This window comes from Streptomyces sp. NPDC043908 (assembly GCF_056435525.1).
The window spans coordinates 229914-255442 of the sequence record NZ_JBWKEI010000004.1 but is presented as its reverse complement, the minus strand read 5'-3'; the positions used below and the strand labels follow the sequence as shown (position 1 = coordinate 255442).

24 protein-coding genes and 1 tRNA gene are annotated in these 25529 nt (G+C 71.0%); 14 read left to right on the top strand and 11 right to left on the bottom strand.

What is annotated here, in order from left to right; all coding sequences use genetic code 11:
* The first annotated feature begins 50 nt into the window (after positions 1 to 50).
* Complete coding sequence (locus tag AC069K_RS11765; RefSeq protein WP_365100551.1) at positions 51 to 1481, top strand: vanadium-dependent haloperoxidase; 1431 nt, start codon at positions 51 to 53, stop codon at positions 1479 to 1481.
* Between the two features lie 12 nt (positions 1482 to 1493).
* Positions 1494 to 2846 carry a lactonase family protein gene (locus AC069K_RS11760; protein WP_478614806.1) on the top strand — a complete coding sequence of 451 codons (1353 nt, stop codon included), beginning with the start codon at positions 1494 to 1496 and terminating at the stop codon, positions 2844 to 2846.
* A gap of 175 nt (positions 2847 to 3021) precedes the next feature.
* Here AC069K_RS11760 and AC069K_RS11755 read toward each other — a convergent pair whose 3' ends face one another.
* Positions 3022 to 3897: a sigma factor gene (locus AC069K_RS11755; RefSeq protein ID WP_358832239.1), complete on the bottom strand. Its 876-nt coding sequence runs from the start codon at positions 3895 to 3897 to the stop codon at positions 3022 to 3024.
* A 129-nt stretch (positions 3898 to 4026) separates the two neighbouring features.
* Here AC069K_RS11755 and AC069K_RS11750 point away from each other — a divergent pair, with 129 nt between their 5' ends.
* Both AC069K_RS11750 and AC069K_RS11745 read left to right on the top strand, forming a co-directional pair.
* Positions 4027 to 4467, top strand: coding sequence for a hypothetical protein (locus tag AC069K_RS11750; protein ID WP_478614803.1), 441 nt, complete (start codon positions 4027 to 4029; stop codon positions 4465 to 4467).
* Positions 4468 to 4492: 25 nt separating this feature from the next.
* Complete coding sequence (locus tag AC069K_RS11745; protein ID WP_365100557.1) at positions 4493 to 4750, top strand: hypothetical protein; 258 nt, start codon at positions 4493 to 4495, stop codon at positions 4748 to 4750.
* A 187-nt stretch (positions 4751 to 4937) separates the two neighbouring features.
* Here AC069K_RS11745 and AC069K_RS11740 read toward each other — a convergent pair whose 3' ends face one another.
* The 6 genes from AC069K_RS11740 to AC069K_RS11715 all read right to left on the bottom strand — a co-directional run bounded on the left by AC069K_RS11740 (position 4938) and on the right by AC069K_RS11715 (position 11093).
* A complete protein-coding gene (locus AC069K_RS11740; protein WP_358836498.1) occupies positions 4938 to 5390 on the bottom strand; it encodes a heat shock protein transcriptional repressor HspR in 453 nt (150 codons plus the stop codon).
* Between the two features lies 1 nt (position 5391).
* On the bottom strand, positions 5392 to 6570 hold the full coding sequence (gene dnaJ, locus AC069K_RS11735; RefSeq protein ID WP_358836499.1) for a molecular chaperone DnaJ: 1179 nt from the start codon (positions 6568 to 6570) through the stop codon (positions 5392 to 5394).
* 45 nt (positions 6571 to 6615) lie between these two features.
* Complete coding sequence (grpE, locus tag AC069K_RS11730) at positions 6616 to 7275, bottom strand: nucleotide exchange factor GrpE (RefSeq protein WP_365100559.1); 660 nt, start codon at positions 7273 to 7275, stop codon at positions 6616 to 6618.
* Entirely contained in the window at positions 7275 to 9143 is a 1869-nt protein-coding gene (dnaK, locus tag AC069K_RS11725) for a molecular chaperone DnaK (protein ID WP_365100561.1), read from the bottom strand. Before dnaK ends, grpE begins: the two co-directional genes overlap by 1 nt.
* A gap of 136 nt (positions 9144 to 9279) precedes the next feature.
* A complete protein-coding gene (locus tag AC069K_RS11720) occupies positions 9280 to 10074 on the bottom strand; it encodes an FkbM family methyltransferase (RefSeq protein ID WP_478614795.1) in 795 nt (264 codons plus the stop codon).
* Positions 10071 to 11093, bottom strand: a complete 1023-nt coding sequence (locus AC069K_RS11715; protein WP_365100564.1) for an MraY family glycosyltransferase — start codon at positions 11091 to 11093, stop codon at positions 10071 to 10073. The genes AC069K_RS11720 and AC069K_RS11715 overlap by 4 nt, the downstream gene beginning before the upstream one ends.
* Before the next feature lie 211 nt (positions 11094 to 11304).
* Here AC069K_RS11715 and AC069K_RS11710 point away from each other — a divergent pair, with 211 nt between their 5' ends.
* The 3 genes from AC069K_RS11710 to AC069K_RS11700 all read left to right on the top strand — a co-directional run bounded on the left by AC069K_RS11710 (position 11305) and on the right by AC069K_RS11700 (position 16004).
* Positions 11305 to 13572, top strand: a complete 2268-nt coding sequence (locus AC069K_RS11710) for a (Fe-S)-binding protein (protein ID WP_365100566.1) — start codon at positions 11305 to 11307, stop codon at positions 13570 to 13572.
* Positions 13573 to 13881: 309 nt separating this feature from the next.
* Positions 13882 to 14997: an FG-GAP repeat domain-containing protein gene (locus AC069K_RS11705; RefSeq protein WP_478614790.1), complete on the top strand. Its 1116-nt coding sequence runs from the start codon at positions 13882 to 13884 to the stop codon at positions 14995 to 14997.
* 83 nt (positions 14998 to 15080) lie between these two features.
* The gene (locus AC069K_RS11700; RefSeq protein WP_365100570.1) at positions 15081 to 16004 is read left to right on the top strand and encodes a Yip1 family protein; all 924 of its coding nucleotides are present in this window, start codon (positions 15081 to 15083) and stop codon (positions 16002 to 16004) included.
* A gap of 174 nt (positions 16005 to 16178) precedes the next feature.
* Here the strand turns inward: AC069K_RS11700 and AC069K_RS11695 are convergent, their stop codons facing one another.
* The 3 genes from AC069K_RS11695 to AC069K_RS11685 all read right to left on the bottom strand — a co-directional run bounded on the left by AC069K_RS11695 (position 16179) and on the right by AC069K_RS11685 (position 17525).
* Positions 16179 to 16676, bottom strand: coding sequence for a phosphoribosyltransferase (locus AC069K_RS11695; protein ID WP_101392481.1), 498 nt, complete (start codon positions 16674 to 16676; stop codon positions 16179 to 16181).
* A 5-nt stretch (positions 16677 to 16681) separates the two neighbouring features.
* Positions 16682 to 17257 (bottom strand): dCTP deaminase, encoded by a 576-nt coding sequence (dcd, locus tag AC069K_RS11690; RefSeq protein ID WP_358833339.1) that lies wholly within the window; start codon positions 17255 to 17257, stop codon positions 16682 to 16684.
* Positions 17258 to 17339: 82 nt separating this feature from the next.
* Positions 17340 to 17525, bottom strand: a complete 186-nt coding sequence (locus tag AC069K_RS11685; protein WP_358833343.1) for a hypothetical protein — start codon at positions 17523 to 17525, stop codon at positions 17340 to 17342.
* Between the two features lie 246 nt (positions 17526 to 17771).
* Here AC069K_RS11685 and AC069K_RS11680 point away from each other — a divergent pair.
* From AC069K_RS11680 to AC069K_RS11670, 3 genes are all read left to right on the top strand, one after another.
* Positions 17772 to 17845, top strand: a tRNA-Gly gene (locus AC069K_RS11680).
* Positions 17846 to 18325: 480 nt separating this feature from the next.
* A complete protein-coding gene (locus AC069K_RS11675) occupies positions 18326 to 19114 on the top strand; it encodes a hypothetical protein (protein ID WP_478614785.1) in 789 nt (262 codons plus the stop codon).
* 7 nt (positions 19115 to 19121) lie between these two features.
* Entirely contained in the window at positions 19122 to 19589 is a 468-nt protein-coding gene (locus tag AC069K_RS11670; protein ID WP_365100574.1) for a hypothetical protein, read from the top strand.
* Between the two features lie 903 nt (positions 19590 to 20492).
* Here AC069K_RS11670 and AC069K_RS11665 read toward each other — a convergent pair.
* Positions 20493 to 20831: an STAS domain-containing protein gene (locus AC069K_RS11665; RefSeq protein WP_478614782.1), complete on the bottom strand. Its 339-nt coding sequence runs from the start codon at positions 20829 to 20831 to the stop codon at positions 20493 to 20495.
* Positions 20832 to 21209: 378 nt separating this feature from the next.
* Here AC069K_RS11665 and AC069K_RS11660 point away from each other — a divergent pair, with 378 nt between their 5' ends.
* Genes AC069K_RS11660 through AC069K_RS11645 form a run of 4 tightly spaced genes read left to right on the top strand, consistent with a single transcriptional unit; the run spans position 21210 to position 25296 of the window.
* A complete protein-coding gene (locus AC069K_RS11660) occupies positions 21210 to 21809 on the top strand; it encodes a chemotaxis protein CheB (protein ID WP_365100578.1) in 600 nt (199 codons plus the stop codon).
* The gene (locus AC069K_RS11655; protein WP_365100579.1) at positions 21809 to 23689 is read left to right on the top strand and encodes a CheR family methyltransferase; all 1881 of its coding nucleotides are present in this window, start codon (positions 21809 to 21811) and stop codon (positions 23687 to 23689) included. The genes AC069K_RS11660 and AC069K_RS11655 overlap by 1 nt, the downstream gene beginning before the upstream one ends.
* 10 nt (positions 23690 to 23699) lie before the next feature.
* Positions 23700 to 24554, top strand: a complete 855-nt coding sequence (locus tag AC069K_RS11650; protein ID WP_365100581.1) for a GAF domain-containing protein — start codon at positions 23700 to 23702, stop codon at positions 24552 to 24554.
* Between the two features lie 10 nt (positions 24555 to 24564).
* On the top strand, positions 24565 to 25296 hold the full coding sequence (locus AC069K_RS11645; protein WP_478614776.1) for an ANTAR domain-containing protein: 732 nt from the start codon (positions 24565 to 24567) through the stop codon (positions 25294 to 25296).
* Positions 25297 to 25529: the final 233 nt, after the last annotated feature.

Below are 25529 nucleotides of genomic sequence, written 5' to 3'. Positions count from 1 at the left end.
AAGGGCGCCGCGGCCGTGCCTGCGGCACACCACCGTGAAAGGAGTCCCCAGTGGACCAGATCCTGTTCTGGAACGCGGTGGCCCTGGAGGCCGACCGCACGACCCACACCACGGGCGCCCCCGCCGAGGCGGGCACCCGGGGCCCGTGCGGCGCCTCCCGGGCGCTGGCCCTGACCCATCTCGCCATGCACGACGCCTACTTCGCCATCCACCCCGGCCACGACTGCTACCTCGGCGACTCGCTGCCCGAGGCCCCGGCCGGCGCCTCCTCCGACGCGGCCGTCGCCGCCGCCGCGCACGCCACGCTCAGCGCCCTCTACCCGGCCCAGAAGGAGTACTTCAACGCCCAGCACCGGGCCGCCGCCCTGCCGTCCGGACCCGGCACCGGCCCCGGCCACGCCTTCGGCCTGCGGGTCGCCCGCGCGCTCCTGTCGCTGCGCGGCGCCGACCCCGGCCTCGGCGACGACGGCTACGTCTACTCCACCGCCCGCGGACACCACCGCCCCGACCCGGTCGACCCCGGCCAGAGCGTGTACGCCGCGTACTACGGCGCCCGCTCCCACCTCTTCGCGGCCACCACCCGCCACCACCTGGACGCCCCGCCGCGGCCGGGCAGCCCGCGGTACGAGGCGGCGCTGCGCCAGGTCCGCGCCAAGGGCATCGCGACGCATCTGGCGGGCGCGCTCCCCGAGGACCTGCGGGCCGGCCGGCGCACCCCGCGGGAGACGGCCATCGGCGTGTTCTGGGCGTACGACGGGGTCATCGGCCTGGGCACGCCGCCGCGCCTCTACAACATGATCGTCCGCAAGGTCGCCGAGGCCCAGCGGAACGACACCGCGCAGAACGCCCGGCTGTTCGCCCTCCTCAACGCGGCGATGGCCGACGCGGGCATCCTGGCCTGGACCGACAAGTACGTCTACGACCTGTGGCGCCCGGTCGTCGGCATCCGCGAGCACGACCCCTCCTCGGGCCCGGCCGGCACCGGTGGGGCGCCGCTCGGCGCGGACGCCGATCCCGAGTGGCTGCCACTGGGCGCGCCCAACACCAACAACCCCGGTGGCCGGGTCAACCGGACGCCGAACTTCCCGTCCTACCCCTCGGGCCACGCCACCTTCGGCGCGGCGGCCTTCCAGTCGGTGCGGCAGTTCTACCGCCACGGCTCCTACGGGCCGGACAACCTGGCGGCCGGTCTCGAGTTCGTCTCCGACGAGCTGAACGGCACGACCACCGACACCAACGGGATCGCCCGCACCCGGGTGGTCCGCACCTTCCCCGGCGGGCTCTGGGACATGATCCGCGAGAACAGCCTCAGCCGGGTCTTCCTCGGCGTGCACTGGAACTACGACGGCTGGGTCCCGAACGCCTCCGGCGACATGGACCTGAGCCTCAACATCGGCGGCGTCCGCCTCGGCCTCGACATCGCCGACGACATCGCCGCCCACGGCCTGCGTGCCTCCCGCGCGGCCGGTCCCGCGGCCTAGGGCCCGTACACCGTGCGTCTGCTGCCCCGCGGCCGAAAGCCGCATGCCAAGAAGGCCGAGAAGGCCGAGAAGGCCAAGAAGAAGGAGTCCCCCATGGATACGAACGAGACCTCCGGCGCGCAGACCCGCGCCGTGACCGCCTCCGGCTCCGGTCACCCCGGCGACAACCCGCCCCCGCCCCCGGCGCGGCGCGGCGGCTTCGTCTATGTGATGAGCAACCAGGAGACCGGCAACTCGGTGACCGTCTTCGCCCGTGACGTCTACGGCAACCTGACCCGCAAGGGCACCTACCCGACCGGCGGCCTCGGCGTCGGCCGCAGCTACGACCTGGAGGACACCTCCGACCCGCTGGTCTCGCAGGGCTCGCTCATCGCCTCCGAGGACCAGCGGTTCCTGTTCGGCGTCGACTCCGGCAGCGACGAGGTCTCCTCGCTCGCCGTCGAGGGCGAGCGGCTGCGGCTGGTCAGCCGGGTCCCCGCCGGCGGTGTCCGCCCGGTGAGCGTGGCCGTCCACGGCAACCTCCTGTTCGCCGTGAACGCCACCGACGGGTCCATCGCCGGCTTCCGCGTCGGCGACGACGGCTCGCTCACTCCGGTGGAGGGCTCCCGCAAGGCCCTGATCGGCGGGGCGGGGGCGGGCCCCTCGCAGATCCAGTTCACGCCGGACGGCACCCGGTTGATCGTCACCGAGCGGCAGACGAACATCATCGACGTCTTCCCCGTCGACGCCTACGGCCGCGTGGGCGAGCCGGTGCGCAACCAGTCCGCGGGGCTCGCCCCCTTCACCGCCACCTTCCACGGCGACGTGCTGATGGTCACCGAGATCATCGGCGCACCCGGCTTCCTGGGCTCCATGTCCACGTACCACGTCGGCCGCGACGGCACCCTCCAGGTGATCAGCGCGTCGGTGACCACCACCGAACTCACCACCTGCTGGACGGCGAACAGCGTCCTGGACCCGGGCGTGGTGTACGTGGCGAACGCCCAGAGCGGTTCGATCGGCGCCTTCCGCATCGACGAGCGGGGCGAGATCACGCTCTTCCCGGCCGACGGCCACCTCGCCGTCAGCAAGAACTCGCACGCCACCCAGGACATGGCCATCACCAACGACGGCCTGTACCTGTACGTGCTGACCGCCGGGATCGACGAGAAGATCGCCGACCCCCGGCTGCCCACCTACGTGGAGGGGACGCCGTACTGCGACAAGATGTCGATCAGCGCCTACCGCATCGAGTCCAGCGCGGGGCTGACCACGCTGAAGGGCTTCGGCGTGGCCGATGACCCGCCGCGGGTGATCAGCCCCGGGGTGCTCGCGCCCAGCGCGGGCGGGCTTGCCCCGGGATCGGAGGGGATCGTCGCCTTCTGACCCGCAGGACCCCGTGCGGACCCGGACCGTGCCCGGCCGGTCGCGCCGTTCCGCGCCCGGCTTCGGGCACGGCACGGCGCGGCACCACACCGCACGGCACCGCACCGCACCGCACCGCGTCCACCGGGCCCACGGCCGTCCCGCGAACGCCGGGCGTGGGCCCGGCCCGTGCCTCCTACGCCGCCAGGACCGCCAGGTCCAGACGGCGCAGCCGGTCCGGGTCGGCCCGCAGCGTGATCCCGGTGATCCGGCCCCCGGCCAGGGTGAACCCGATGACCACCTTGAGCTCGCCCCCGGGCGCCCACACGGCTCCCACCGTGCCGTCCACCAGGGCGAGCTGGGCGGTGTGGGCGCGGCCGTTGAACGTGCCGGCCACCGCCGCCGCGCCCCGGACCTCGCCCATCGCCCCCACCTCCACGGTCGCCCGGTCGGCCCGGACCACCACGTCCGGGTCGAGCAGGTCGAGCAGCGCGTCGAAGTCCCCGGCGCGCGAGGCGGCGAAGAAGGCCTCGACGACCTCCCGCTGGCGGGCCAGGTCCGCGTCCGGCACCGGAGCGGACTCCTGCACCCGGCGCCGGGCCCGGCTGGCGAGCTGGCGGGTGGCGACCGTGGAACGCCCCACCACCGGGGCGATCTCGTCGAAGGGCACCATGAACATGTCGTGCAGCACGAAGGCGATCCGCTCGGCGGGCGCCAGCGTGTTCAGGACGACCAGCATCGCCAGGCCCACCGAGTCCACGAGCAGCACCTCGTGCTCCGGGTCGCCCGGCTCCTCGTGCCCGCGCCCGCGCACCGGCACGGGCTCGTCGTACAGCAGCTCGCGCCGGGAGTCGCGCGAGCGCAGCATGTCCAGGCAGACGCGGCCCACGACGGTGGTGAGCCAGCCGCCGAGGTTCTTCACACAGCCCGCGTCGGTGCGGCTGAGGCGCAGCCAGGCCTCCTGGACGGCGTCGTCCGCCTCGTTGAGGTTGCCGAGTATCCGGTAGGCGACGGCCCGCAGATGGGTGCGGTTGGCCTCGAACCGCTCGGCCAGCCGTTCGCGCTCGTCCACGTTCACGGTCACGTTGTTCCCCTGCCTCACCCGTAGAGGTGACACCGACTGTATCCGCTGACCCGCCCGGCGGGTACGGCGATCCGGCTCTCAACCCCGTTACGGAACCGGCCATTTGAGGGAGGCACCATGGCCGCACCACCCGCGACACCCGCCCCCGGCGCCCCTCGCGCCGACGCGGCCCGCGCCCAGCGCCTGGAGGCGTCCGGCCGCTCCTGGGCCTTCGAGCTGGGCGGCGAGCTCTTCGAACTGCCCGGCGAACTCACCCGCGCTACGGCCCGCGCCCTGCGCGCCCTGGGCGGTGACGACCTGGGCGCCTCGCTCGAACTCCTCCTCGGCGGGGCCCAGTCGGCCCGGCTGCGCCGCCACCGCCCCTCACCGCACGACATCGAGGCGGTCCTCGCCTCCTGGGGCCGCGACACCGGGCTCGGCCTGGGGGAAGGCTGCGCCTCGGCGTGTACGTGGAGGACAACGCCGAGGCGCTGGAAGCCGCGCTCCTGCGCCACTACGGCGTGGACCTCCTGGACTGGCACCGCGGCCGGCTCTCCTCCCGCCGGCTCGTGGTCCTGATCCGCCATCTACCGAAGGAGCCCTCATGGTGAACACCGGCCAGGCCGAAGGAGTCGCGATCGAATTGGAACGGCTGCGGCGCGCGGTGGAGGTCGGGTTCGCCACCACGCGGGGCGACCTGGCACTGCTGCTCCAGCGCGCCGACCAGACCGACAAGACGCTGGGAGAACACGACGACCGTCTGGACGCCCTGGAGCGCGGGCGCTGGCCGCTGCCCGCGATCGCCGCCCTGACCTCGTGCGCGGCCCTCGCGGTGAGCCTCTGGCAGGGCACGGGCCATTGACCGGCGGCCACCGGTGGAAGGCCCCGGGCCGCACGCCGGGGCCGCGCCCCGGATGCCGCGCGCGGGCCGCACTCCGCGCCGGGTCCCGCGCGCCCACGCGAAAGGGCCCGCCGCCCCCTCGTGGGGACCGCGGGCCCTCTCGTTCGTTCGTCGAGCCACCGGTGTCGCGTCCGGGCGGTGGACCGCGCTAGTGCGTGTCCTTCGGCCTCTTGGGCCGCCAGACCACCAGGGCGCCGGTCGGCTGCACGTCCTGGTACGGCACCAGGTCGCGCCGGTACGACGCGTGGACCTGGGCCTCGCGCTGCCGCATGGCGGCCGCCGCCCCGTCCACCGCGGCCGAGAGCTCGGCGACGCGCTGCTGGAGCGCGGCCACCTGGTTCTCCAGCTCGATGATGCGCTTGATACCGGCCAGGTTGATGCCCTCGTCCTGCGACAACTGCTGCACCGTACGGAGCAGTTCGATGTCGCGGGCCGAGTAGCGCCGGCCGCGCCCGGCCGTGCGGTCGGGCGAGACCAGGCCGAGGCGGTCGTACTGGCGCAGGGTCTGCGGGTGCAGACCGGAGAGCTGAGCGGCGACCGAGATGACGTACACCGGCGATTCATCGGTCAGTTCGAACGGATTGCGTCGTCGGCCGTCCATCTCATGCTCCCTTCGCGGCCTGGAACAGTTCTGCCCGCGGATCCTCGTCCGCGGTCGCCTCGCGGAACGCCTCCAGGGCCTCGCGCGCCTTGTCGCCGAGGTCCTTGGGCACCATGACCTCCACGGTGACCAGCAGGTCCCCGCGCGAGCCGTCCTTGCGGACCGCGCCCTTGCCCCGGGCCCGCATCGTACGGCCGTTGGGCGTGCCCGCGGGGAGCTTCAGGGTGACCGGCGGCCCGCCCAGGGTGGGCACCTTCACCTCGCCGCCGAGCGCCGCCTCCGCGAAGGAGACCGGCACGGTGACGGTGAGGTTGTCGTCCTTGCGGCCGAAGACCGGGTGGCTGTCCACGTGGACGACCACGTACAGGTCGCCCGCGGGGCCACCGCGCTCGCCCGCCGCGCCCTTGCCGCGCAGCCGGATCCGCTGGCCGTCGAAGACGCCCGCCGGAATCCTGACCTGCATGGTCCGCGAGGACTTGGCGCGGCCGCTGCCCTTGCAGACCTCGCAGGGGTTCTCCGCGATCAGACCGCGGCCCTTGCAGTCCACACACGGGTCGGTCAGCGAGAAGCCGCCGCCGGTGCCGCGCGAGACCTGTCCGGTGCCGACGCACGTCGGGCACACCCGGGGCGTGCCGTTCTTGTCGCCGGTGCCCGAACAGGCCTTGCAGGGAGCCTGGCTGGAGAGCCGGATCGGGACCGTGGCCCCGTCGACCGCCTCGGTGAAGCTGAGCGTCACCTCGGACTCCAGGTCCTGGCCGCGGCGCGGCTGGGTCCGGGTGCCCGGGCCCGCGCCGCCCCGGTTGAAGAGCCCGCCGAACACGTCGCCGAGCCCGCCGCCGAAGCCGCCGGCCGCCCCGCCGCCCTGGGCGCCCCCGAAGAGGTCGCCCAGGTCGAAGTTGAAGCTGCCGCCGCCGGCGCCGGGACCGGCCCGGAAGCCGCCGTTGCCGAAGAGGGCGCGCGCCTCGTCGTACTCCTTGCGCTTCTTGGGATCACCGAGGATGTCGTTCGCCTCGGAGACCTCCTTGAAGCGCTCCTCCGCCTTGGCGTCGCCCTTGTTGGCGTCCGGGTGGAACTCGCGGGCGAGTTTGCGGTACGCCTTCTTGATCTCGGCCTCGGTGGCGTCCTTGGGGACGCCGAGGACCTTGTAGTAGTCCTTCTCGACGAAGTCCTTCGTGCTCATCGACGTCCCTCCTCCCGGACGACCACTTCACCCATGACCGTCGCGTCAGCCCTCGTCCGGGCCACCGCTCTCCTCTTCGGCCGTGCCGCCGCCGCCTTCCTTGGCCTCCTTGCCCTCCTTCGCCGCGCCCGGCTGGGGCTCGGCGACGGCGACCCGCGCGGGGCGGATCGTACGCTCGCCGATCCGGTACCCGGGCTGGAGGATCGCGACGCAGGTCGTCTCGGTGACGTCCGGCGCGTAGCTGTGCATCAGGGCCTCGTGGACCGTCGGGTCGAAGGGCTCGCCCTCCTTGCCGAACTGCTGGAGGCCCATCTTCGCGGCGACCGTCTCCAGCGACTCGGCCACCGACTTGAAGCCACCGGTCAGCTCGCCGTGCTCACGGGCCCGGCCGATGTCGTCGAGCACGGGCAGCAGCTCGGTCAGGAGGCCGGCGACGGCGATCTCCTTGACCGTGACGCGGTCCCGCTCCACGCGGCGGCGGTAGTTCTGGTACTCGGCCTGGAGGCGCTGGAGGTCCGTCGTGCGCTCGGCGAGCGCCGTCCGGGCCTGGTCCAGCTCGGCCTGCAGGGCGATCTCCTTGGCTGCGTCCCCGGCCGGGGCCGCCTTCTCCTCCTTCGAGGAGTCGGCGGCCTTCGGCTCGGCGTCTTCCTGTGCGCCGGAGGGGACGTCGGGCTTCTCCTCGAAGCCCGGGGTCTCCTCAGACATCAGGCCGCGCCACCCTTCGCGTCGCCCGGCTTCTCGTCGTCCACGATCTCGGCGTCGACGACGTCGTCCTCGGCCTTGGGAGCCTCGGCGCCCTCGGCGCCGGCGGCACCCTGGGCGGCCTGGGCGTCCGCGTACATCGCCTGGCCGAGCTTCTGGGAGACGGCCGCGAGCTTCTCGGTCGCGGTGCGGATCTCCGCGGTGTTGTCGCCCTCGGCGGAGTCGCCCTTCAGCTTCTCCTTGAGCTCGGCCACCGCGGCCTCGACCTCGGTCTTGACGTCGCCGGGGACCTTGTCCTCGTTGTCCTTGAGGAACTTCTCGGTCTGGTAGACGAGCTGCTCGCCCTGGTTGCGGGACTCGGCGGCCTCGCGGCGGCGGTGGTCCTCCTCCGCGTACTGCTCGGCCTCCTCGCGCATGCGGTTGACCTCGTCCTTCGGCAGCGAGGAGCCGCCGGTGACGGTCATCTTCTGCTCCTTGCCCGTGCCCAGGTCCTTCGCGGTCACGTGCATGATGCCGTTGGCGTCGATGTCGAAGGCGACCTCGATCTGCGGGACCCCGCGCGGGGCCGGCGGCAGACCGGTCAGCTCGAACATGCCGAGCTTCTTGTTGTACGCCGCGATCTCGCGCTCGCCCTGGTAGACCTGGATCTGGACGGACGGCTGGTTGTCCTCGGCCGTCGTGAAGATCTCGGAGCGCTTCGTCGGAATCGTGGTGTTCCGCTCGATGAGCTTGGTCATGATGCCGCCCTTGGTCTCGATGCCGAGGGACAGCGGGGTCACGTCGAGGAGCAGGACGTCCTTGACCTCACCCTTGAGGACACCGGCCTGGAGGGCGGCGCCGATGGCGACGACCTCGTCCGGGTTGACGCCCTTGTTGGCGTCCTTGCCGCCGGTCAGCTCGCGGACGAGCTCGGCGACGGCGGGCATACGGGTGGAGCCACCGACGAGGACGACGTGGTCGATCTCGGAGAGCTGGATGCCCGCGTCCTTGATGACGTTGTGGAACGGGTGCTTGCAGCGCTCCAGGAGGTCCGCGGTCAGCTGCTGGAACTGGGCGCGCGTCAGCTTCTCGTCCAGGTGCAGCGGGCCCTCGGCCGAGGCCGTGATGTACGGCAGGTTGATCGAGGTCTCGGTGGACGAGGACAGCTCGATCTTCGCCTTCTCGGCGGCCTCGCGCAGGCGCTGGAGCGCCATCTTGTCCTTGGAGAGGTCCACGCCGTGGCCGGACTGGAACTGCTTCACCAGGTAGTCGACGACGCGCTGGTCCCAGTCGTCACCACCGAGGTGGTTGTCACCGTTGGTGGCCTTCACCTCGACGACGCCGTCACCGATCTCCAGGAGGGACACGTCGAAGGTGCCGCCGCCGAGGTCGAAGACGAGGATCGTCTGGTCGTCCTTGTCCAGGCCGTACGCCAGCGCCGCGGCGGTCGGCTCGTTGACGATGCGCAGGACGTTGAGGCCCGCGATCTCACCGGCCTCCTTCGTCGCCTGGCGCTCGGAGTCGTTGAAGTAGGCCGGGACGGTGATGACCGCGTCGGTGACCTTCTCGCCGAGGTAGGCCTCCGCGTCCCGCTTCAGCTTCTGCAGGATGAAGGCGCTCATCTGCTGCGGGTTGAAGGTCTTGCCGTCGAGGTCGATCTTCCAGTCGGTGCCCATGTGGCGCTTGACCGAGCGGATGGTCCGGTCGACGTTGGTGACGGCCTGCCGCTTGGCGACCTCACCGACGAGGACCTCGCCGTTCTTGGCGAAGGCGACGACGGACGGCGTGGTCCTGGCGCCTTCGGCGTTGGTGATGACGGTGGGCTCGCCGCCTTCGAGAACGCTGACGACGGAGTTAGTCGTGCCCAGGTCGATGCCGACCGCACGTGCCATTTCGGTTTCCTCCAACTGACATCTTGAGTGGAACTGACTCAAGGATGCATGACTCGCCCCGAGCGGTCAACAGAGCTGAGTCTGGGGGGCTCAACTTTTATGTGCGGCTTATGCGCGTGCCCGGGGTCCCACCAAGTCAGTCGGCGTGTGCGGCCTGGGGCGGGACCTGTTCCGAGGGGGCCGGGGCGTCCTCGCGCAGGAGGATCAGTTCGCACTGGAGGAGGCGTCCGTCGCGCGGGTCCGCGAGGCCCGGCCGCACCGACATGAGCGAGAGCCCGAGCTCCTCGCGCGCGTGGGCGAGCACATCGTCGAACCCGGCGCCCCCCTCGTGCAGCGGCACCAGCGCCGCCCCGGCCTGGAGCCCGACGATCTCGTCCGCGTACGCGCCCGCGCCCCGCAGCACCTCGTGCTCGTACCCCTGCACCGCGAGCCGTACGAAGACCCGCTCGCCGGGCGCGGTGACGCCCTCCCACAGGGCGTCCAGCCGGTGCGCCTCGACGCACCGCGTGCCGGTGTACGCGGTGTGGGGCGCGGCGGCGCGATGGCGGGGCAGCATCGCCAGCGCCGAGCTGCTCACGCCCGCGTCGCCCGCGATGTTCAGGGTGAGCGGCCCGCTGCGGTCGGCGAGCGCGTAGGGCAGCACCGACCAGAAGGGGTCCTCCGCGGCCCGCAGCCGCAGCTCGGCGCGGGGTTCGCGCAGCGGCTCGAAGGAGACGATCCGCCCCTCGTAGCCGCAGCGCCGCAGCATCGTGCCGTACGCCCCGCTGTACGCGCCCACGTCCAGGACCAGGTCGATCTCGTACCGCCGCAGCAGCCGCACCAGGCGGGCGCCGTCCTCGTCGGCGGGCCGGCCGGGCGCGCCGAGGGGGCGGGCGAGGCGGCGCAGGGCGGTCCGGGCGCGGTCGCCCATCGCGATCATGTCGATGCTCACGCCGGTGCTCCTTCGCGGGCGGCCCCGGGGGCCGGTTCGGTACGCAGGGCCGCGTCGCCGTAGACCGGCACCCGCAGCAGGGCCACCACCGCGACGGCCGTGCCGAGCACGAGCGGCAGCACGGCGGCCGGGGCGAGGCGGCCGTCATGGACGAGCAGCGCGGTGACGGTGCCGAGCAGCGCGGCGACGCCGAGGACGACGGCCGTGCCCTGCACGGTCAGGCCGACGCGGCGCAGCCGGTGCGCGATGTGGTCGGCCGCGCCCTCGGCCAGCGCCCGCCCGGCGAGCCGGCGCGACACCAGGACCAGCACCGCGTCGGCCAGGACCACGGCGGTCAGGGCGGACAGCGAGGCGGTGGCCCGCGCCGGGTCGGCCTCGGTGTGGACGAGTACGGCCGCGCAGGCGAGCAGGAAGCCGGTGAAGAGCGAGCCGCAGTGGCCGAGGACGATCCGCGCGGGGTGCCAGTTGTGCACCAGGAACCCGGTGAGGGAGGCGGCCAGCACGCTGAGCAGCAGGGCGAGTCCGGTCAGCGCGTCCTCGATGGCGCAGACGGCGAGCCCGAGCGCGATGACCGCGGCCACCGTCCCCATCGCCCCGTCGGTGGCGTCCAGCAGGCTGAAGGCGTTGGTGACGAGCACGATCCAGAGCACCGCGAGCGCGCCCGTCCCCGGGGAGAGCCCCGACGCCAGGGCGACCACCACGGTGGCGGCGGCGGTCTGCACCCCGATCCTGACCCGGGCCCCGAGCGGGCGCAGGTCCCCGGCGAGCCCGAGGAGCGCCACGGCCCCGGCGGCGCCGAGCAGGGGCCCGACCCCGTCCCCGAGCTCGGCGAGCCCGAGCACCGGGCCGGCTCCGACCGCGGCGAGCGTGCCCACGGCGACGGCGATGCCGCCGAGGTGCGGGGTGCGGGCGGGGCGCGGGCCCCCGGCCCCGGCACGCAGGACGGCCGCGCGGACCACCGCGGCCAGCAGGGCGGTGCACAGCAGGGCGGCGACGGCGGCGGTGAGCCCGGAGATCATGCGAACCAAGTTAGATTGTTATGTCCGTGTATGGGCTGAATAACACGATGGACATTTCAAAAGTGCCGGAAACCCCGTCCACACTGAGGGCCGCCTGAGCGACACAGATCACCGCGTGCGCGGCTACAGCGCCGCCGCATAAATGGGTACGCTCAGACGAGCTCGATAAGTTACTGCTTAGTAATCCCTGGCAGGCCCGAGGAGCCCCCACATGCAACTCGCCGCGATCATCGTGTCGCTGGTCCTAATCGCGGTCGGCGTAGCGCTGTTCGGCCGTGCAATCTGGCAGATCTACCGGTTCGTGCGGCTCGGCCAGCCGGTGCCCGCGGGCACCCGCACCGACGAACCCGTCCAGCGCACCGTGACCGTGGTCAAGGAGTTCCTCGGCCACACCCGGATGAACCGCTGGGGCGTCGTCGGCGTGGCGCACTGGTTCGTGGCGGTGGGCTTCTTCTCGCTGCTGCTGACGATCGTCAACGCGGTGGGGCAGCTCTTCCAGGCCGACTGGCTGATCCCGGTCATCGGCGACTGGCTGCCGTACGAGATCTTCGTCGAATTCCTCGGCCTGATGACGACGCTCGGCATCCTCACGCTGATCACCGTCCGCCAGCTGAGCAAGGCCGACAAGCCGGGCCGCAAGTCCCGGTTCGCCGGCTCCAACACCGGCCAGGCGTACTTCGTCGAGACGATCATCCTCATCGTCGGCGTCTGCATCATGACGCTGCGCGCCCTGGAGGGCGTCCAGCACGGCGTGGACAGCTACGAGCCCGGGTTCTTCGCCTCGTACCCGCTCATCCTGGCCCTCAAGGGCCTGAGCCTGACGACGATCCAGAACCTGACCTACGCGGTCGCGGGCCTGAAGATCGCCGCCTCCTTCATCTGGATGATCACGGTCTCCCTCAAGACCGACATGGGCGTGGCCTGGCACCGCTTCCTCGGCTTCCCCAACATCTGGTTCAAGCGCGAGGCCGACGGCTCCACGGCGCTGGGCGCGCTCCAGCCGATGACCTCGGGCGGCCAGCCGATCGACTTCGAGGAGCCGGGCGACGACGACGTCTACGGCGTCTCCCAGATCGAGCACTTCTCCTGGAAGGGCATCCTCGACTTCTCCACCTGCACCGAGTGCGGGCGCTGCCAGTCGCAGTGCCCCGCCTGGAACACCGGCAAGCCGCTCTCGCCCAAGCTCCTGATCATGTCCCTGCGCGACCACGCGCACGCCAAGGCGCCGTACCTGCTCGCGGGCGGCGGCAAGGACATGGAGGGCAACGAGAAGGCGACGCCCGAGCAGCTGAAGGACGTCCCGGCCGCCGCGATCGCGGAGGCCGAGCGCCCGCTGATCGGCACGCTGGAGGAGAACGGCGTCATCGACCCGGACGTCCTGTGGTCCTGCACCACCTGCGGCGCCTGTGTCGAGCAGTGCCCGGTCGACATCGAGCACATCGACCACATCGTCGACATGCGCCGCTACCAGGTGATGATCGAGTCCGCGTTCCCGTCCGAGGCGGGCACGATGCTCAAGAACCTGGAGAAGAAGGGCAACCCCTGGGGGCTCGCCAAGAAGCAGCGTGTGGAGTGGACCAAGGAGGTCGACTTCGAGGTCCCGATCGTCGGCAAGGACGTCGAGGACCTCAGCGAGGTCGACTACCTCTACTGGGTCGGCTGCGCCGGCGCCCTGGAGGACCGCGCCAAGAAGACCACCAAGGCCTTCGCGGAGCTGCTGCACATGGCGGGCGTCAAGTTCGCGATCATGGGCGGCGACGAGAAGTGCACCGGTGACTCGCCGCGCCGCCTGGGCAACGAGCCGCTGTTCCAGCAGCTCGGCCAGGAGAACGTCGCGATGCTGAACATGGCGTTCGGCGAGGATGACGACGAGCCGGAGACGAAGAAGCCCAAGTCGTCGAAGAAGATCGTCGCGACCTGCCCGCACTGCTTCAACACGATCGCCAACGAGTACCCGCAGCTCGGCGGCGAGTACGAGGTCATCCACCACACCCAGCTGCTCCAGCACCTCATCGACGAGGGCAAGCTGGTCCCGGTGACCCCGGTGGAGGGTCTGATCACGTACCACGACCCGTGCTACCTGGGCCGTCACAACAAGGTCTACACGCCTCCGCGCGAGATCATGGACAAGGTCCCGGGCCTGCGCCAGCAGGAGATGCACCGCCACAAGGAGCGCGGCTTCTGCTGCGGCGCCGGCGGCGCGCGGATGTGGATGGAGGAGCGGATCGGCAAGCGCATCAACAACGAGCGCGTCGACGAGGCCCTCTCCCTCAACCCGGACATCGTCTCCACGGCCTGCCCGTTCTGCCTGGTCATGCTGACCGACTCGGTCAACGGCAAGAAGAACGACGGCCAGGCGAAGGAGTCCGTCCAGGTCGTGGACGTGGCGCAGCTGCTGCTCGACTCGGTGAAGACGCCGGCGGACCCGACGGCCTCCGAGGACGCGGAGCCGGCCCCGGAGCCCGAGCCGGTGAAGTAACCGCACCCGACGGCCCCGCACCACCCACAGCGGCCGGTCCCCGCCCCCAGGCGGAGACCGGCCGCTGTCGTGTACGCGAGGACGGCCGGAGGCCGGCCGAGGCCATCCGGAGAACAGAGGCAGCACAGATGCAGGACGGACGCGGGACGGACGCGGGACGGACGCGGGACGGACGTCAGCACAGACGGCCACCCCCCGCTCACCCCTGGCCCACGATGGGGCATCCTGTGGCGCGTGACGAGGCCGATGCGTACGCGAAGAACCGTGGCAGGTGCGGCAAGAGCGGCAAGAGCGGCAGGAGCGGCCGCCGTGGTCGCCGCGGCGGTGTGGGGCGCGGCGGGCTGCCAGTCCGCCCCCGCCCGCCCGTCGGCGCCCGCCACCGAGGCCGGGTCCGTGCCGCCACCCGTGGAGCCGCGACGGCCGGTACCGCACGGCCGCGGCAGCACCGTCCCGTACGACTTCAACGGCGACGGCCACCGCGACCTGGTCGTCGACGACCTGGCCAAGGACGAGAGCGAGCGCCACGGCGACGACGCCGGTATCGCCGTCGTCTACGGCACGGACCCCGCCCGCGCCCTCGACCCGGCCGCCCGCCAGATCCTCACGACCCGCCACGACGCGGCCCCGGTCCGCGGCGAGCGGCCCGCCACCTTCGAGGCCGAGGCGGCGTGCGACCTGGACGGCGACGGCTTCGGCGACCTGATCGTGACGACCGACCCGCCGTACGACGGCACCGGCCGCCCGCCCGTACCCCTCCAGGTCCTCTTCGGCGGCCCCGGCGGTCTCACCACCCGCGCGGTCGTCCTCGGCATCCCCGGCCGCGCCCGGTACGGCGACGACTGGCCCGACCACCCCGTCTGCGGCGACTTCGACGGCGACGAGGCCATGGACCTGGCGGTCACCGCCACCGGCGGCCGCATCAGCTTCCTGCGCGGCCCCTTCGCCCGCACCGGCGCCCCGCGCGCGGCGGGTGCCCCGCTCCCCGGCGGCGGCCCGGTCCTGGCCGCGCCGGAGCCGGGAGCGGACGTGAACGGGGACGGCTGCGACGACCTGGTGGTCCGCGAGTCGGCCGCCCCCGGCGCGCGGGCCCGGCTGCTCCTGGGCGGCCCCCGCGGCCCGGCGCGCCCCGGCGGCACCTACACGTACGGCCCCGCCACCTCCGCCCGTCCCCCGCGGCCGCCCGCGACCACCCTGCCCGGCGGCGGCGCGGCGCCGGTGACGGACGTCCTCCAGGTCGCGGACTTCACCGGCGACCAAGTGGCCGATGTGGCGGTCCGTGTCCACCGGGACGAGACGCGCGACCTGGTGGCGGTGTACGCCGGAACGGACACCGGCGTACGGGAGAAACCCCTGGTCCGGTTCACGACGGCGGGCTGGGGCCGAGCCCGGCGGGCCGCGCCCCCGGCCCCCTCCGGGACCCCCTAGGGGATGTCACAGCTCAGCCGCAAAGACGCCCCGGACCCGCCGCCCCGGCTTGGCGCCCCGTCAGAACAGGTACGTTCGAAAGCGTGGCAGGATTCAGGATGGGGCGCGGCCGGGACGACCGGAACCCGCGACGGCGACCGCAGCAGGGACAGGGGCAGGGACACGGCCAGGGAGGCCAGTGGCCCGCCTCTCCGCAGCAGCGCGCACAGCAGCAGTACGGATACGGGCAGCAGCAGCCGCACCCGCGGCAGGACGAGCCGGAGTACTTCGGCGACCCGTACGGCGGCCAGGGCCAGGGCGGTTACGGCCAGAGCGGCTACGGCCAGGGCGCTCCCCAGGGGTACACGCCCGCCCAGGACCCGTACGCCAACAACCCGGGCCACACCCAGGCCTTCAGCATCGACGAGGACCCGTACGGCCAGGGCGCGACCTACCGCGCCGGCGCCGCGGCGGCGCCCCCGTCCGGCCCCCGGCTGCGCTGGAAGGACCTGCTGCACGGCATCGTGACGCGGCCGGGACCGACGTTCTGGCAGATGCGCGACTACGCCGTGTGGGGCCCGGCGCTGACCATCACGTTCCTCTACGGCCTGCTGGCGATCTTCGGCTTCGACAAGGCCCGCGAGGACGTCATCAACACGACGCTGAACAAGGCCGTCCCGGTGGTCCTCACCACCGGGGTGGTCTTCGTCCTCGGCGGCATGATCCTGGGCGCGGTGACCCACACCATGGCCCGCCAGCTCGGCGGCGACGGCTCCTGGCAGCCGACCGTGGGCCTGTCCATGCTGATCATGTCCCTCACGGACGCGCCCCGGCTGCTCCTTGCGCTGTTCCTGGGCGGGGACAACGGCCTGGTGCAGGTGGTCGGCTGGGTGACCTGGCTGGCGGCGGGCGCGCTGTTCACGTCGATGGTGAGCAAGTCGCACGACCTGCCGTGGCCCAGGGCACTGGGCGCGAGCGCGATCCAGCTGGTGGCGCTGCTGAGCCTGATCAAGCTGGGCACGATCTAGCGGGCACGCGGGTACGCGGGTACGCGGGTACGCGGGTACGCGGGTACGCGGGTACGCGGGTACGCGGGTACGCGGGTACGGGTGCTCGGTGGATACGGGGAGGGGCCCGGGGTTTTGTGAACCCCGGGCCCCTCCCCGTGTCGACTGTCCGTCCCTTGTCTGTCCCTGCCTGCTCTACGCGTCGAGGACCTGACCCTCACGGCGTACGACGGGCGGCTCGACGCTCCACGGGAAGTTGATCCACTCGTCGGTGCGCTTCCAGACGTACTCGCACTTCACGAGCGAGTGCGACTTCTCGTAGATGACGGCGCTGCGGACCTCGGCGACGTGGTCGACGCAGAAGTCGTGGACGAGCTTGAGGGTCTTACCCGTGTCGGCGACGTCGTCCGTGATCAGGACCTTCTTGCCGGAGAAGTCGATCGCATTGGGGACGGGCGCGAGCATGACCGGCATCTCCAGGGTGGTGCCGACGCCGGTGTAGAACTCCACGTTCACGAGGTGGATGTTCTTGCAGTCCAGGGCGTAGGCGAGACCACCCGCGACGAAGACGCCGCCGCGCGCGATGGAGACGACGATGTCGGGCTCGTACCCGTCGTCCGCGATGGTCTGCGCGAGGTCGCGGATGGCGCCCCCGAACTTCTCGTAGGTCAGGTTCTCGCGTACGTCGCTCATGTCACTCACACCTGGGTCCGATGGAAATTGAGGAAGGACCGCGAGGCGGTCGGTCCGCGCTGGCCCTGGTACCGGGAGCCGTACCGCTCGGAGCCGTAGGGCTCCTCGGCGGAGGAGGTCAGCCGGAAGAGGCACAGCTGCCCGATCTTCATGCCCGGCCAGAGCTTGATCGGGAGGGTCGCGAGGTTGGAGAGCTCCAGCGTCACGTGCCCCGAGAAGCCCGGGTCGATGAAGCCGGCCGTGGAGTGCGTGACCAGGCCGAGCCGTCCGAGCGAGCTCTTGCCCTCCAGCCGGGACGCGAGGTCGTCGGGGAGGGAGATGACCTCGTAGGTCGAGGCGAGCACGAACTCGCCCGGGTGCAGGATGAAGGCCTCGTCGCCGTCGGGCTCGACGAGCCGCGTCAGGTCCGCCTGCTCGACCGCGGGGTCGATGTGCGGGTACCGGTGATTCTCGAACACCCGGAAGTAGCGGTCGAGCCGTACGTCGATGCTGGACGGCTGGACCATGGATTCGTCATACGGATCGATACGGACGCGACCCGCGTCGATCTCGGCCCGGATGTCCTTGTCTGAGAGAAGCACGTCCCGAGGATACGCAGGGTGCGCGGGCCCGCCGTAATCGGACAGACCCGCGCGCGCCACCGCGTACGGCCCGGGCGGTTGCCTACCGCCGCTCGCCCGCCACGGGGACGGCGTGCCGCAGCCGGGCGCAGCGGGGGCACCGGAGCAGCCGGCCGGGCCCGATCCGCTCGGCCCCGAGCTGCTGCATCGGGAACATATCGGTGGTGAAGACGTGCCCCTCGGCACAGCGGACGACGGTGCGCTCCAGCGAGTCCATCAAGTGGCTCAAGTCCCTTCCCCAACAACAAGCATGGACGGAGAAACCACCACATTAAGGGATGAACGGGACGCCACTCCAAGCGGCACTCCGACACCGCCCCCACCCCCGAGGACCCCCAGCACCGTACGCCCCAACTCCGGCCCCCCACACCCGAATCCCGCCACGCGCAACACGAGAAGCCCCCGGGCGGATACGCCTGGGGGCGGGGATGAGGTAAGGTGAGCAACGATGCGAGGCCCTTCGGGGGATCGTTGCGCGAGTGTAGTTTAATGGTAGAACATGAGCTTCCCAAGCTCAGAGCGCGGGTTCGATTCCCGTCACTCGCTCCATGGAGAAACCCCAGGTCGACGACCTGGGGTTTTTTGTCATCTAGACCATTTGGCTCCGCATGACATTCGCGTGCCATAAGGGACCGAATACTGCACCTAGTCGAGCGGCACAAGCCCATCCAGGGGGGCGCGCCGCCAAATCATCTCGAATCCCGAGACGGATTTCATGTGATCTGCACCATTCGTGCGGCGGGCGCATGTTCCTGCGCAGACGCGAAAGCGCCTTCAAGCGCGACAACAAGAACATGACAGTGCCAAGAGATGCGGGTATCGGTCCCGGCACCGCACTGGTCACACCTCTCGGACAGTCGCGGCCGGATTACTGCGGCCTTGTAACAGGCACCGCTCGATCAACACGCGGGCTCGTCACAGATGCCCAACGAACCTTGTCCGCCGCTAAGTTCACCGAGCCGGGCTCTTGGACATCCACTTCCCCCGGCTCGGGGGACTGACCGACTGCCCGCTTCGGGGAGGATTCACATGGGACGCCGCACCAAGTTATTGACCGGACGTGCTGCTGCCACGCTCGCACTCGCACTGAGTCCGATGGCCCTCGGGCCCCTGTCCGCCGCCCACGCGGACGGAGCGTCGGAGTCCGACGATCCGATCGTCGTCTCGGACACCGGCAACGCCACGGCCAAGCTGACCATCGTCCTCGACAAACAGGCTCCGGAGGACCGCCCTCACGGCGACGACACCCCGGTGATGTCCGACGAGCAGGTGGCCGACGAGCTGACGAAGTTCAACGACGTCGTGGACGTCGCCTCGACCCCCGAACCGGCGGGCACGCTTTCGGCAGAGGAACTGAGCGTGCTCTCGGCCGACAACGACTCCCCGGACACGCCGGAAGCCGCGGACGATACCGCTACCCCGATGCGTGTCGACCCGGGCGGCGGAGGTGGCCGGTCTGTCCTCAAGTGTTACGACAACCGGAGTTGGAGCGACGCACGCGGCACCTTCGTGGCGCGCCACAACTGTGCCTACAACAACATCAACTGGGGATACAAGATCTCCCCGGCGGTACGGGCCATCATCAGCAGTCCGGTGCGGGAGACCGGCCTGCGCTGGTGGAAGAACAGGAAGAGCCAGCCCGCGAACAGCCCCCACACGGTCGGCTCGTCGTACCTGTTCCACGGGACCATGGGCAAGGTCAACGCGTGGGACGCGGTGGACTACCAGGACTACATGACCTTCTCCGTCAAAATCGGTGGCCGCACCGGCCGCGGCACGCTCACCTTCGCGGGCGGCGTCGTCCCTATCCGCGGATAATCCCCGCATGCATCCCACTGACATGGTGACCCGTCAGGCCGAGGCGATCGTCAACCGTCTCGGCCTGACAGGCCGGTGCGAGATCTCGGTCGTGACCCTTGGGTACGACCCAACAGCCCTCACGAGGGAAACCGTAACTGCCCCCTTCCCGGCGGAGGCATACAGCTCCTGGCTCACAGTGCAGTCAGGGCCGGCGCCGCTCGACGATGAGCCACCCCTGGGCGAAGGCGTCCACGTCCTGGTCTCCAGCGCCGACGAGTCCACGCGGGTCCACCTGCCACCGGACATGGAGGACGTCGAAGCCCTCGTGCTCCTGGCCGACCGGCTGCAGGACTGGGCCATCGAGCTGACACACGGCCAAGCCCTGCCCCCGTGCCCAGGGCACCCGCACCCGATGTCCGCTGCCGCGGTGGACGATAGAGCGGCCTGGGTCTGCCCTGCCAGCCCCGAACAGGTGTTGCTCTTGATCCCCTGATCCGCCGACCCCGTCACAGCGCCGCCGCTCCAAGCCAGCGGGCACCAGGGGTGTCAAGATGGCCACTTCGACGGCCGCCACTAACCTTGTTTCCGCAGTTCAGGACGGTATCCGCAGCTCAAGCCCCGCGTGATTCCCAAGCTCAGAGCGCGGGTTCGATTCCCGTCACTCGCTCCATGGAAAACCCCAGGTCGACGACCTGGGGTTTGTTCTTGTCCAGACCATTTTTGGGTTGCGTGCCATTCGCATGCCATAAAGCGCCGATTACGGCCCCGAATTGAGCCCCTAAGCCCCCACCTTGAGGGCGGGCCCCCGGGTTGTCTCGAATCCTGAGATGCACTTCGTGTGACCGCACCACTCGCACGGTGGCTCCTGAGCCGACTCGCCGCAGAGTCGGCATCGGCATGGTTTCCGTTTAGGGGGAGGACGCCTGAAAGGGCGGGGGCACCATGCCCTGCCGAACGCTCGAGCCGGTCCGGCCCATCAACGGTTCGGAGGAGGCCTTTTCGGCGGCCGTCGCCGGCGCCCTGCATCGGCGACGGCCGCCGGCGCGCGGAGCAGCGTCCCCCATTCACGGGATCCGCGCGCGCGGATCGTCCTCGCAGCCAGTGGGGCATCGCGGGAGTACGGCCCCAACTCGAAGAGACCGGGAGGACGCGGGCCGGAGTCCGTTCACGTCCGTTGCGGGACGTGGTTCCGGCCACGGGAAGAACATGTCTCTCCCGACCCGGGGGCACGGGGTCGGAAACCGCCCACCGCACAGGCCTACACCGCTGCCTCTGACTCGGTGGGCGTGGAGTTCCTTGTTGCAGCAGCCTAGGACGGGTTGCCCCCAGGCAACAGGCCACTACCGGCCGAATCATCGCAGGGGCCGCCCGGAACCGAGGTCCTGCGGATCCGGTCTCAGTTCACGGACGTGCGGCGGCCGAGCGCCCCCTCCAGGGTGCCCACCACAGCGAAGACCTGGTCGAGCCCCAGGATCCGGAGCATCCTGCGGACGACGGGGCCGGCGCGGACGAGTGTCAGGCGTCCGCCCCGCTCCTCGACGCGTCGCCGCGCACGGCACAGCATCCCCAGCCCGCAGCAGTCCAGGAACTCGACAGAGCCGAGATCGACCACGATGTCGGTATGCGGACGGTCGGTCAGTGCGTCCATCTCGGCGGTGACGCACAGGACGACGGCCATGTCGATCTCACCGAGCAGTTCGACGACAGTCCGCCCTGCCGTCTCGCGGACGCGCATCTGGTGGACAGAAGGGCCGACAGAGAAGTGGACGGAAGAAACGGGCTCCCGGGGCATCGCGCCATCTCCGTGGGGTTCGCGAGATGCCCGCTTCGACAGCGAAGCGGGCGTCAGTGGAAGTCCTCGGCCACCGGGAGCACGGGTGACGACCAGGTGACTCTAGGCCGCCCCAGGTCGGGAACAGGCCATCCCCTCGAACAGAAACGATTCACTCGAAGTGAGATACACCTGTTCGGGTAAACATTTGCTGATTAGCTTGACCGTGAGCTCAACAGGTGCCACTGGACCAGGCGGTCATCTCCTGAGGCATCGGCCGTCAGCACGGGCCTCCGTCGGCGGCTTCGGCTCCTCACCCACCGTTTCCGTTACGCTCGTGATGTGACGCGCGAACGTTCATCCGCAGATCACTTCGGCGTCGTCGCCGTCGCGTCGTCCGCGGGCGGCATCCAAGCACTGAGCGCGGTGCTCGGCGGCCTGGGCCCGGAGCTGCCGGTACCCGTGCTGCTGGTCCAGCACCTGGACCCACGCCACCGGACGGTGCTCGACCAGGTCCTCGCCCGCCGGACCGCGCTTGTGGTCAAGATCGCGGATGCCGGGGAGCGCGTGCGGCCCGGCACCGTGTACATCGCCCCTCCCGGCCAGCACCTCCTCGTCGACTCGGAAGGCGTCCTGAGTCTGTCCACCACCGAGCCCGTCCACTTCGTCCGTCCCTCCGCCGATCTTCTCTTCGAGTCGGTCGCCCGTGCCTACGGTCCGGCTGCGATCGCCTGCGTACTCACCGGGACCGGCCGGGACGGAGCCACCGGAGCCGGTGCCGTGCAGGCGCACGGCGGCACGGTGATCGCCCAGGACCCGATGACCGCGGAGTTCGCCGGGATGCCCCAGTCGGCCGTGGACACCGGGGCGGTCGACTTCGTGCTACCTCTTGAGGAGATCGCCGCGGTCGTACGCGGACTTGTCGAGGCCGAGAGGCAGTGATGGGCGGACCGCAGGACGCTGAGGACGACGAGGCGCTGGAGGAGCTGCTCACCTTCATCCGGGACGCCCGCGGTTTCGACTTCACCGGCTATAAGCGCTCGACGCTGGCCCGGCGCATCCACAAGCGGATGACCGACGTCGGCATCCGCTCGTATCCGGACTACCAGGATCTCCTGGAGACCGACGCGGACGAGTTCAGCGCCCTGTTCAACACCATCCTGATCAACGTCACCTCCTTCTTCCGCGACCCGGAGGCGTGGACCCTCCTCCAGCACGAGGTCGTCCCCGAGCTGCTGGAAACGCTCGACCCGGATCAGGAGATCAGGGTGTGGAGCGCGGGCTGCTCCAGCGGCGAGGAGGCGTACTCGCTGGCCATGATGTTCTCGGAGGCGCTGGGCATCGAGGAGTGTCTGCGCCGGGTCAAGATCTACGCCACGGACGTCGACGAGGAAGCACTGCGCGAGGCCCGTTCCGGGCTGTACACGGCGAAGGCCTTGGAGTCGCTCCCCTCGGACCTGCGGGACACGTACTTCGAGCAGAACAACGCTCAGTTCAGCTTCCGCCTCGACCTGCGCCGCCGGGTCATCTTCGGGCGCCACGACATCACCCGTGACGCCCCGATCTCCCGGCTCGACCTGCTCGTGTGCCGGAACACGATGATGTACTTCAACGTCGAGGCCCAGACACAGATCATCGACCGCTTCCACTTCGCCCTGCGCCCCGGCGGTTTCCTCTTCCTCGGCAAGGCCGAGATGCTGCTGAACGACGGCGAGCGGTTCGAAGTGGTGAACATGCGCCAGCGCGTCTTCCGGCGCAGGGCCGGCGTCAAGGGACCGGCCTATCACCCGGCCCCCTTGAAGATCAGGGCCGCCACGGGCAGCGAGGTGCACTCGGTGGCGCGCACCCGCCAGCTGCGCGACCTGGTGCTCGACGCCGGCCCCACCCCCTTGATCGCCCTCGACGCCGACGGAACCGTCGTCGCGGTCAACAGCCAGGCGAGAATCCAGCTCGGCCTGAGCACCAGCGACATCGGCCGCCCCTTCCAGGACCTGGAAGTCTCCTACCGGCCGGTCGAGCTCCGTTCCCTGATCGACCAGTCCACTCACGAGCGCCGGACCCTGCGGGTCAACCGCGTCGAGCGGCGGGGGGCCGGGGACGTCCTGTACTGCGACATCCTCATCCAGCCACTTTCCGGACCCAGCGGGCTGCACGTCGCCACCGTGATCTCCTTCACCGACGTGACGGTCGCCACGCAGCTGAAGGCCGAGGTCAAACGGGTCCGGGAGGAGCTGGAGACGGCGTACGAGGAGCTCCAGTCCACCAACGAGGAGCTGGAGACCACCAACGAGGAACTCCAGTCCAGCATCGAGGAACTGGAGACCACCAACGAGGAACTCCAGTCCACCAACGAGGAACTGGAGACCACCAACGAGGAACTCCAGTCCGGCAACGAGGAACTGGAGACGATGAACGAGGAGATGCGCATCCGTACGGACGAACTGGACGAGGCCAGATCGTTCCTGGAGGCGGTCCTCACGAGCATCGCGGCGGGTGTCGTGGTCCTGGGCAAGGACCTGAAGGTGAAGAGCTGGAACCGGGGCGCCGTCGACCTGTGGGGACTGCGCGCCGACGAGGTGCTGGACCGGCCCTTCTTCGACCTGGACTTCGGCCTGCCCACCGAGGAGCTGCGGCCCGTCGTGGAGCGATGCATGGAGACCCGCGAGCGCTCCGGCCCGCTCGGTGTGGGGGCGCTCAGCCGCATCGGCCGGCCCATCACCTGCGACGTGTTCTGCTCCCCGTTCGGCGGAAACCACGGCGGCGTCGTCCTGATGATGGAAGAGAGCCGAAACCACACCTTCCACTCACCCCCGGCGGCGTAGCGTCGTACTCATGGACCCTCAGGGGCGTGGGGAGCACTTCGGACTGACAGCGGTGGCCCGGCAGCGCGCCGCGCTGGCCCGGGACAGGGCGGACCGGGCGGACGCGATCGCCGAGCGGCACGAGCTCCTGGCCACGCGGCCCGGTCAGGAGTTCCACGCCCAGATCGCGAAGACACATCGCAGGACCGCCGACAGCCATCGCGCCTCGGCCCGCCTCCAGGACGGCTTCGCCCAGCGCGCCGCGGCCTGGTCCGAAGGGCAGAGCGCCCGGCCGCGGTTCATGACGGTGGTCGCGGAGACGTGCGGTACGCCCAGCGCGGCGGTCGCCCTGCTCGACGCCGAGCAGAACCAGCTCGCGTTCGCCGCGTCGAATCACCTGGCCGTCCTGGCACAGGATTTGGAGTACGTACTGGGCGAGGGCCCGGGGCGGGACGCGGCGGCGGGGCAGCGTCCGGTGCGGGTGTCCGGGCCCGAGATCGAGGCGCGCTGGCCGTGGTGCGGGCCTTCCCTGCTCTCGCTGGGCATCGCCTCGGTGGCCGCCGTACCGCTGCGGGCGCAGCGCAGCTGCATCGGCGCGCTGACGGTCTTCGGCACGCGGCCCGCGGACACCGCGACCGCTCACCTCGCCGAGGTCGCCGAGGCCCTCACCCACATCGTGCTACTCGACCCCGACGCCGACCCCCACCTCTACGGCGGGACGGACATCCGGGCCACCGTGCACCAGGCGGCCGGAATGGTATCCGCGGGTGCCGGCTGCTCCGTCTCGGACGCGCTGGCACTCATCAAGGCCCGGGCGTTCGCGGAGGAGGTCTCCTGCGACACCGTGGCCCGGCAGGTCGTACACGGAGACCGGAAACTTATCTGAGAGAGGTGTCATGACACCCGAACAGCGGCTCGCCGACGCGTTCGTGGCGCTGGCCGCCAGCACGGCGGGCGGTTCGTCGGGCGTGCCCGGGCCACTGAGTGTCCTGGCCTGCCGTGCCCCGGCCCTGCTCAACATCCCCGCTGCGACCGTGGTGTTCGCTCCGGCGGACTACGACGCGGCGCGCGCGGCCGGCTCCGACCCCCAGGTGTCCCGCCTGGAACACGAGGCCATCGGTTGGCGCGAGGGCCCCGGTCACGACTGCCACCGGGCCGGCACCGGTCCCTGGTCCCAGACGGCTCTCACCAGCCGTCCCATCAGGCAGCGGTGGCCGCACTACACCCCGCGGGCGCTGACGCTGGGCTACACCCACGTCGTGACCCTCCCCCTGCGCGAGCACGCCGTGACGAGGGGCGTGCTCACCCTGCTGTCCGGTGCACAGCACTCCTTCCCGCCCGCGACGCTGGTCCTCAGCCGGTCGCTCGCGGACTTCACGGCCGTCATCATGGAACGCGCCCGCGAGGCCGACCGCAGCCGTACGCTCGCCGCTCAGCTGGAACAGGCGCTGGCCAGCCGCGTGGTCATCGAACAGGCCAAGGGCGTGATCGCGACCCGCCGGGCGGTTCCCCTGGATGAGGCCTTCGAACTTCTGCGCCAACACGCCCGTTCACGGCAGCGGCCGCTGAAGGACGTGGCGCTCGAAGTGATCGAGGGCCGCGCGGATCCCGGTCTCACCGATCGGTGAACCGCGCGCCGCGGCCCCGCTGCCTCGCATCCGGGGCGGCGGAACACGGCCGGTTCACGTGGTGTTGCCCGCTGCCCGGCCTCCTAGCATGTGGGGTGTCGGAGAGCGCCGGACCGTGTCCCACCGTCGGCCGGTGCGTCCCCCGTTGATCCGGCCCCCGGTCCCCGGGCCCTCAGCACTCTCCACGCTCTGAGCGGCCGGAACCGCGCATGCACCGCGTCACGGCGGTTCCG

What these genes read in the sequence shown, in the direction of transcription:
- AC069K_RS11750 (WP_478614803.1), top strand. Translation starts at nt 4,027, where the DNA reads ATGGCCGCACCACCCGCGACACCCGCCCCCGGCGCCCCTCGCGCCGAC.
- AC069K_RS11745 (WP_365100557.1), top strand. Translation starts at nt 4,493, where the DNA reads ATGGTGAACACCGGCCAGGCCGAAGGAGTCGCGATCGAATTGGAACGG.
- AC069K_RS11740 (WP_358836498.1), bottom strand. Translation starts at nt 5,390, where the DNA reads ATGGACGGCCGACGACGCAATCCGTTCGAACTGACCGATGAATCGCCG.
- dnaJ (WP_358836499.1), bottom strand. Translation starts at nt 6,570, where the DNA reads ATGAGCACGAAGGACTTCGTCGAGAAGGACTACTACAAGGTCCTCGGC.
- grpE (WP_365100559.1), bottom strand. Translation starts at nt 7,275, where the DNA reads ATGTCTGAGGAGACCCCGGGCTTCGAGGAGAAGCCCGACGTCCCCTCC.
- dnaK (WP_365100561.1), bottom strand. Translation starts at nt 9,143, where the DNA reads ATGGCACGTGCGGTCGGCATCGACCTGGGCACGACTAACTCCGTCGTC.
- AC069K_RS11715 (WP_365100564.1), bottom strand. Translation starts at nt 11,093, where the DNA reads ATGATCTCCGGGCTCACCGCCGCCGTCGCCGCCCTGCTGTGCACCGCC.
- AC069K_RS11710 (WP_365100566.1), top strand. Translation starts at nt 11,305, where the DNA reads ATGCAACTCGCCGCGATCATCGTGTCGCTGGTCCTAATCGCGGTCGGC.
- AC069K_RS11695 (WP_101392481.1), bottom strand. Translation starts at nt 16,676, where the DNA reads ATGAGCGACGTACGCGAGAACCTGACCTACGAGAAGTTCGGGGGCGCC.
- AC069K_RS11675 (WP_478614785.1), top strand. Translation starts at nt 18,326, where the DNA reads ATGGGACGCCGCACCAAGTTATTGACCGGACGTGCTGCTGCCACGCTC.
- AC069K_RS11670 (WP_365100574.1), top strand. Translation starts at nt 19,122, where the DNA reads ATGCATCCCACTGACATGGTGACCCGTCAGGCCGAGGCGATCGTCAAC.
- AC069K_RS11665 (WP_478614782.1), bottom strand. Translation starts at nt 20,831, where the DNA reads ATGCGCGTCCGCGAGACGGCAGGGCGGACTGTCGTCGAACTGCTCGGT.
- AC069K_RS11655 (WP_365100579.1), top strand. Translation starts at nt 21,809, where the DNA reads ATGGGCGGACCGCAGGACGCTGAGGACGACGAGGCGCTGGAGGAGCTG.
- AC069K_RS11650 (WP_365100581.1), top strand. Translation starts at nt 23,700, where the DNA reads ATGGACCCTCAGGGGCGTGGGGAGCACTTCGGACTGACAGCGGTGGCC.
- AC069K_RS11645 (WP_478614776.1), top strand. Translation starts at nt 24,565, where the DNA reads ATGACACCCGAACAGCGGCTCGCCGACGCGTTCGTGGCGCTGGCCGCC.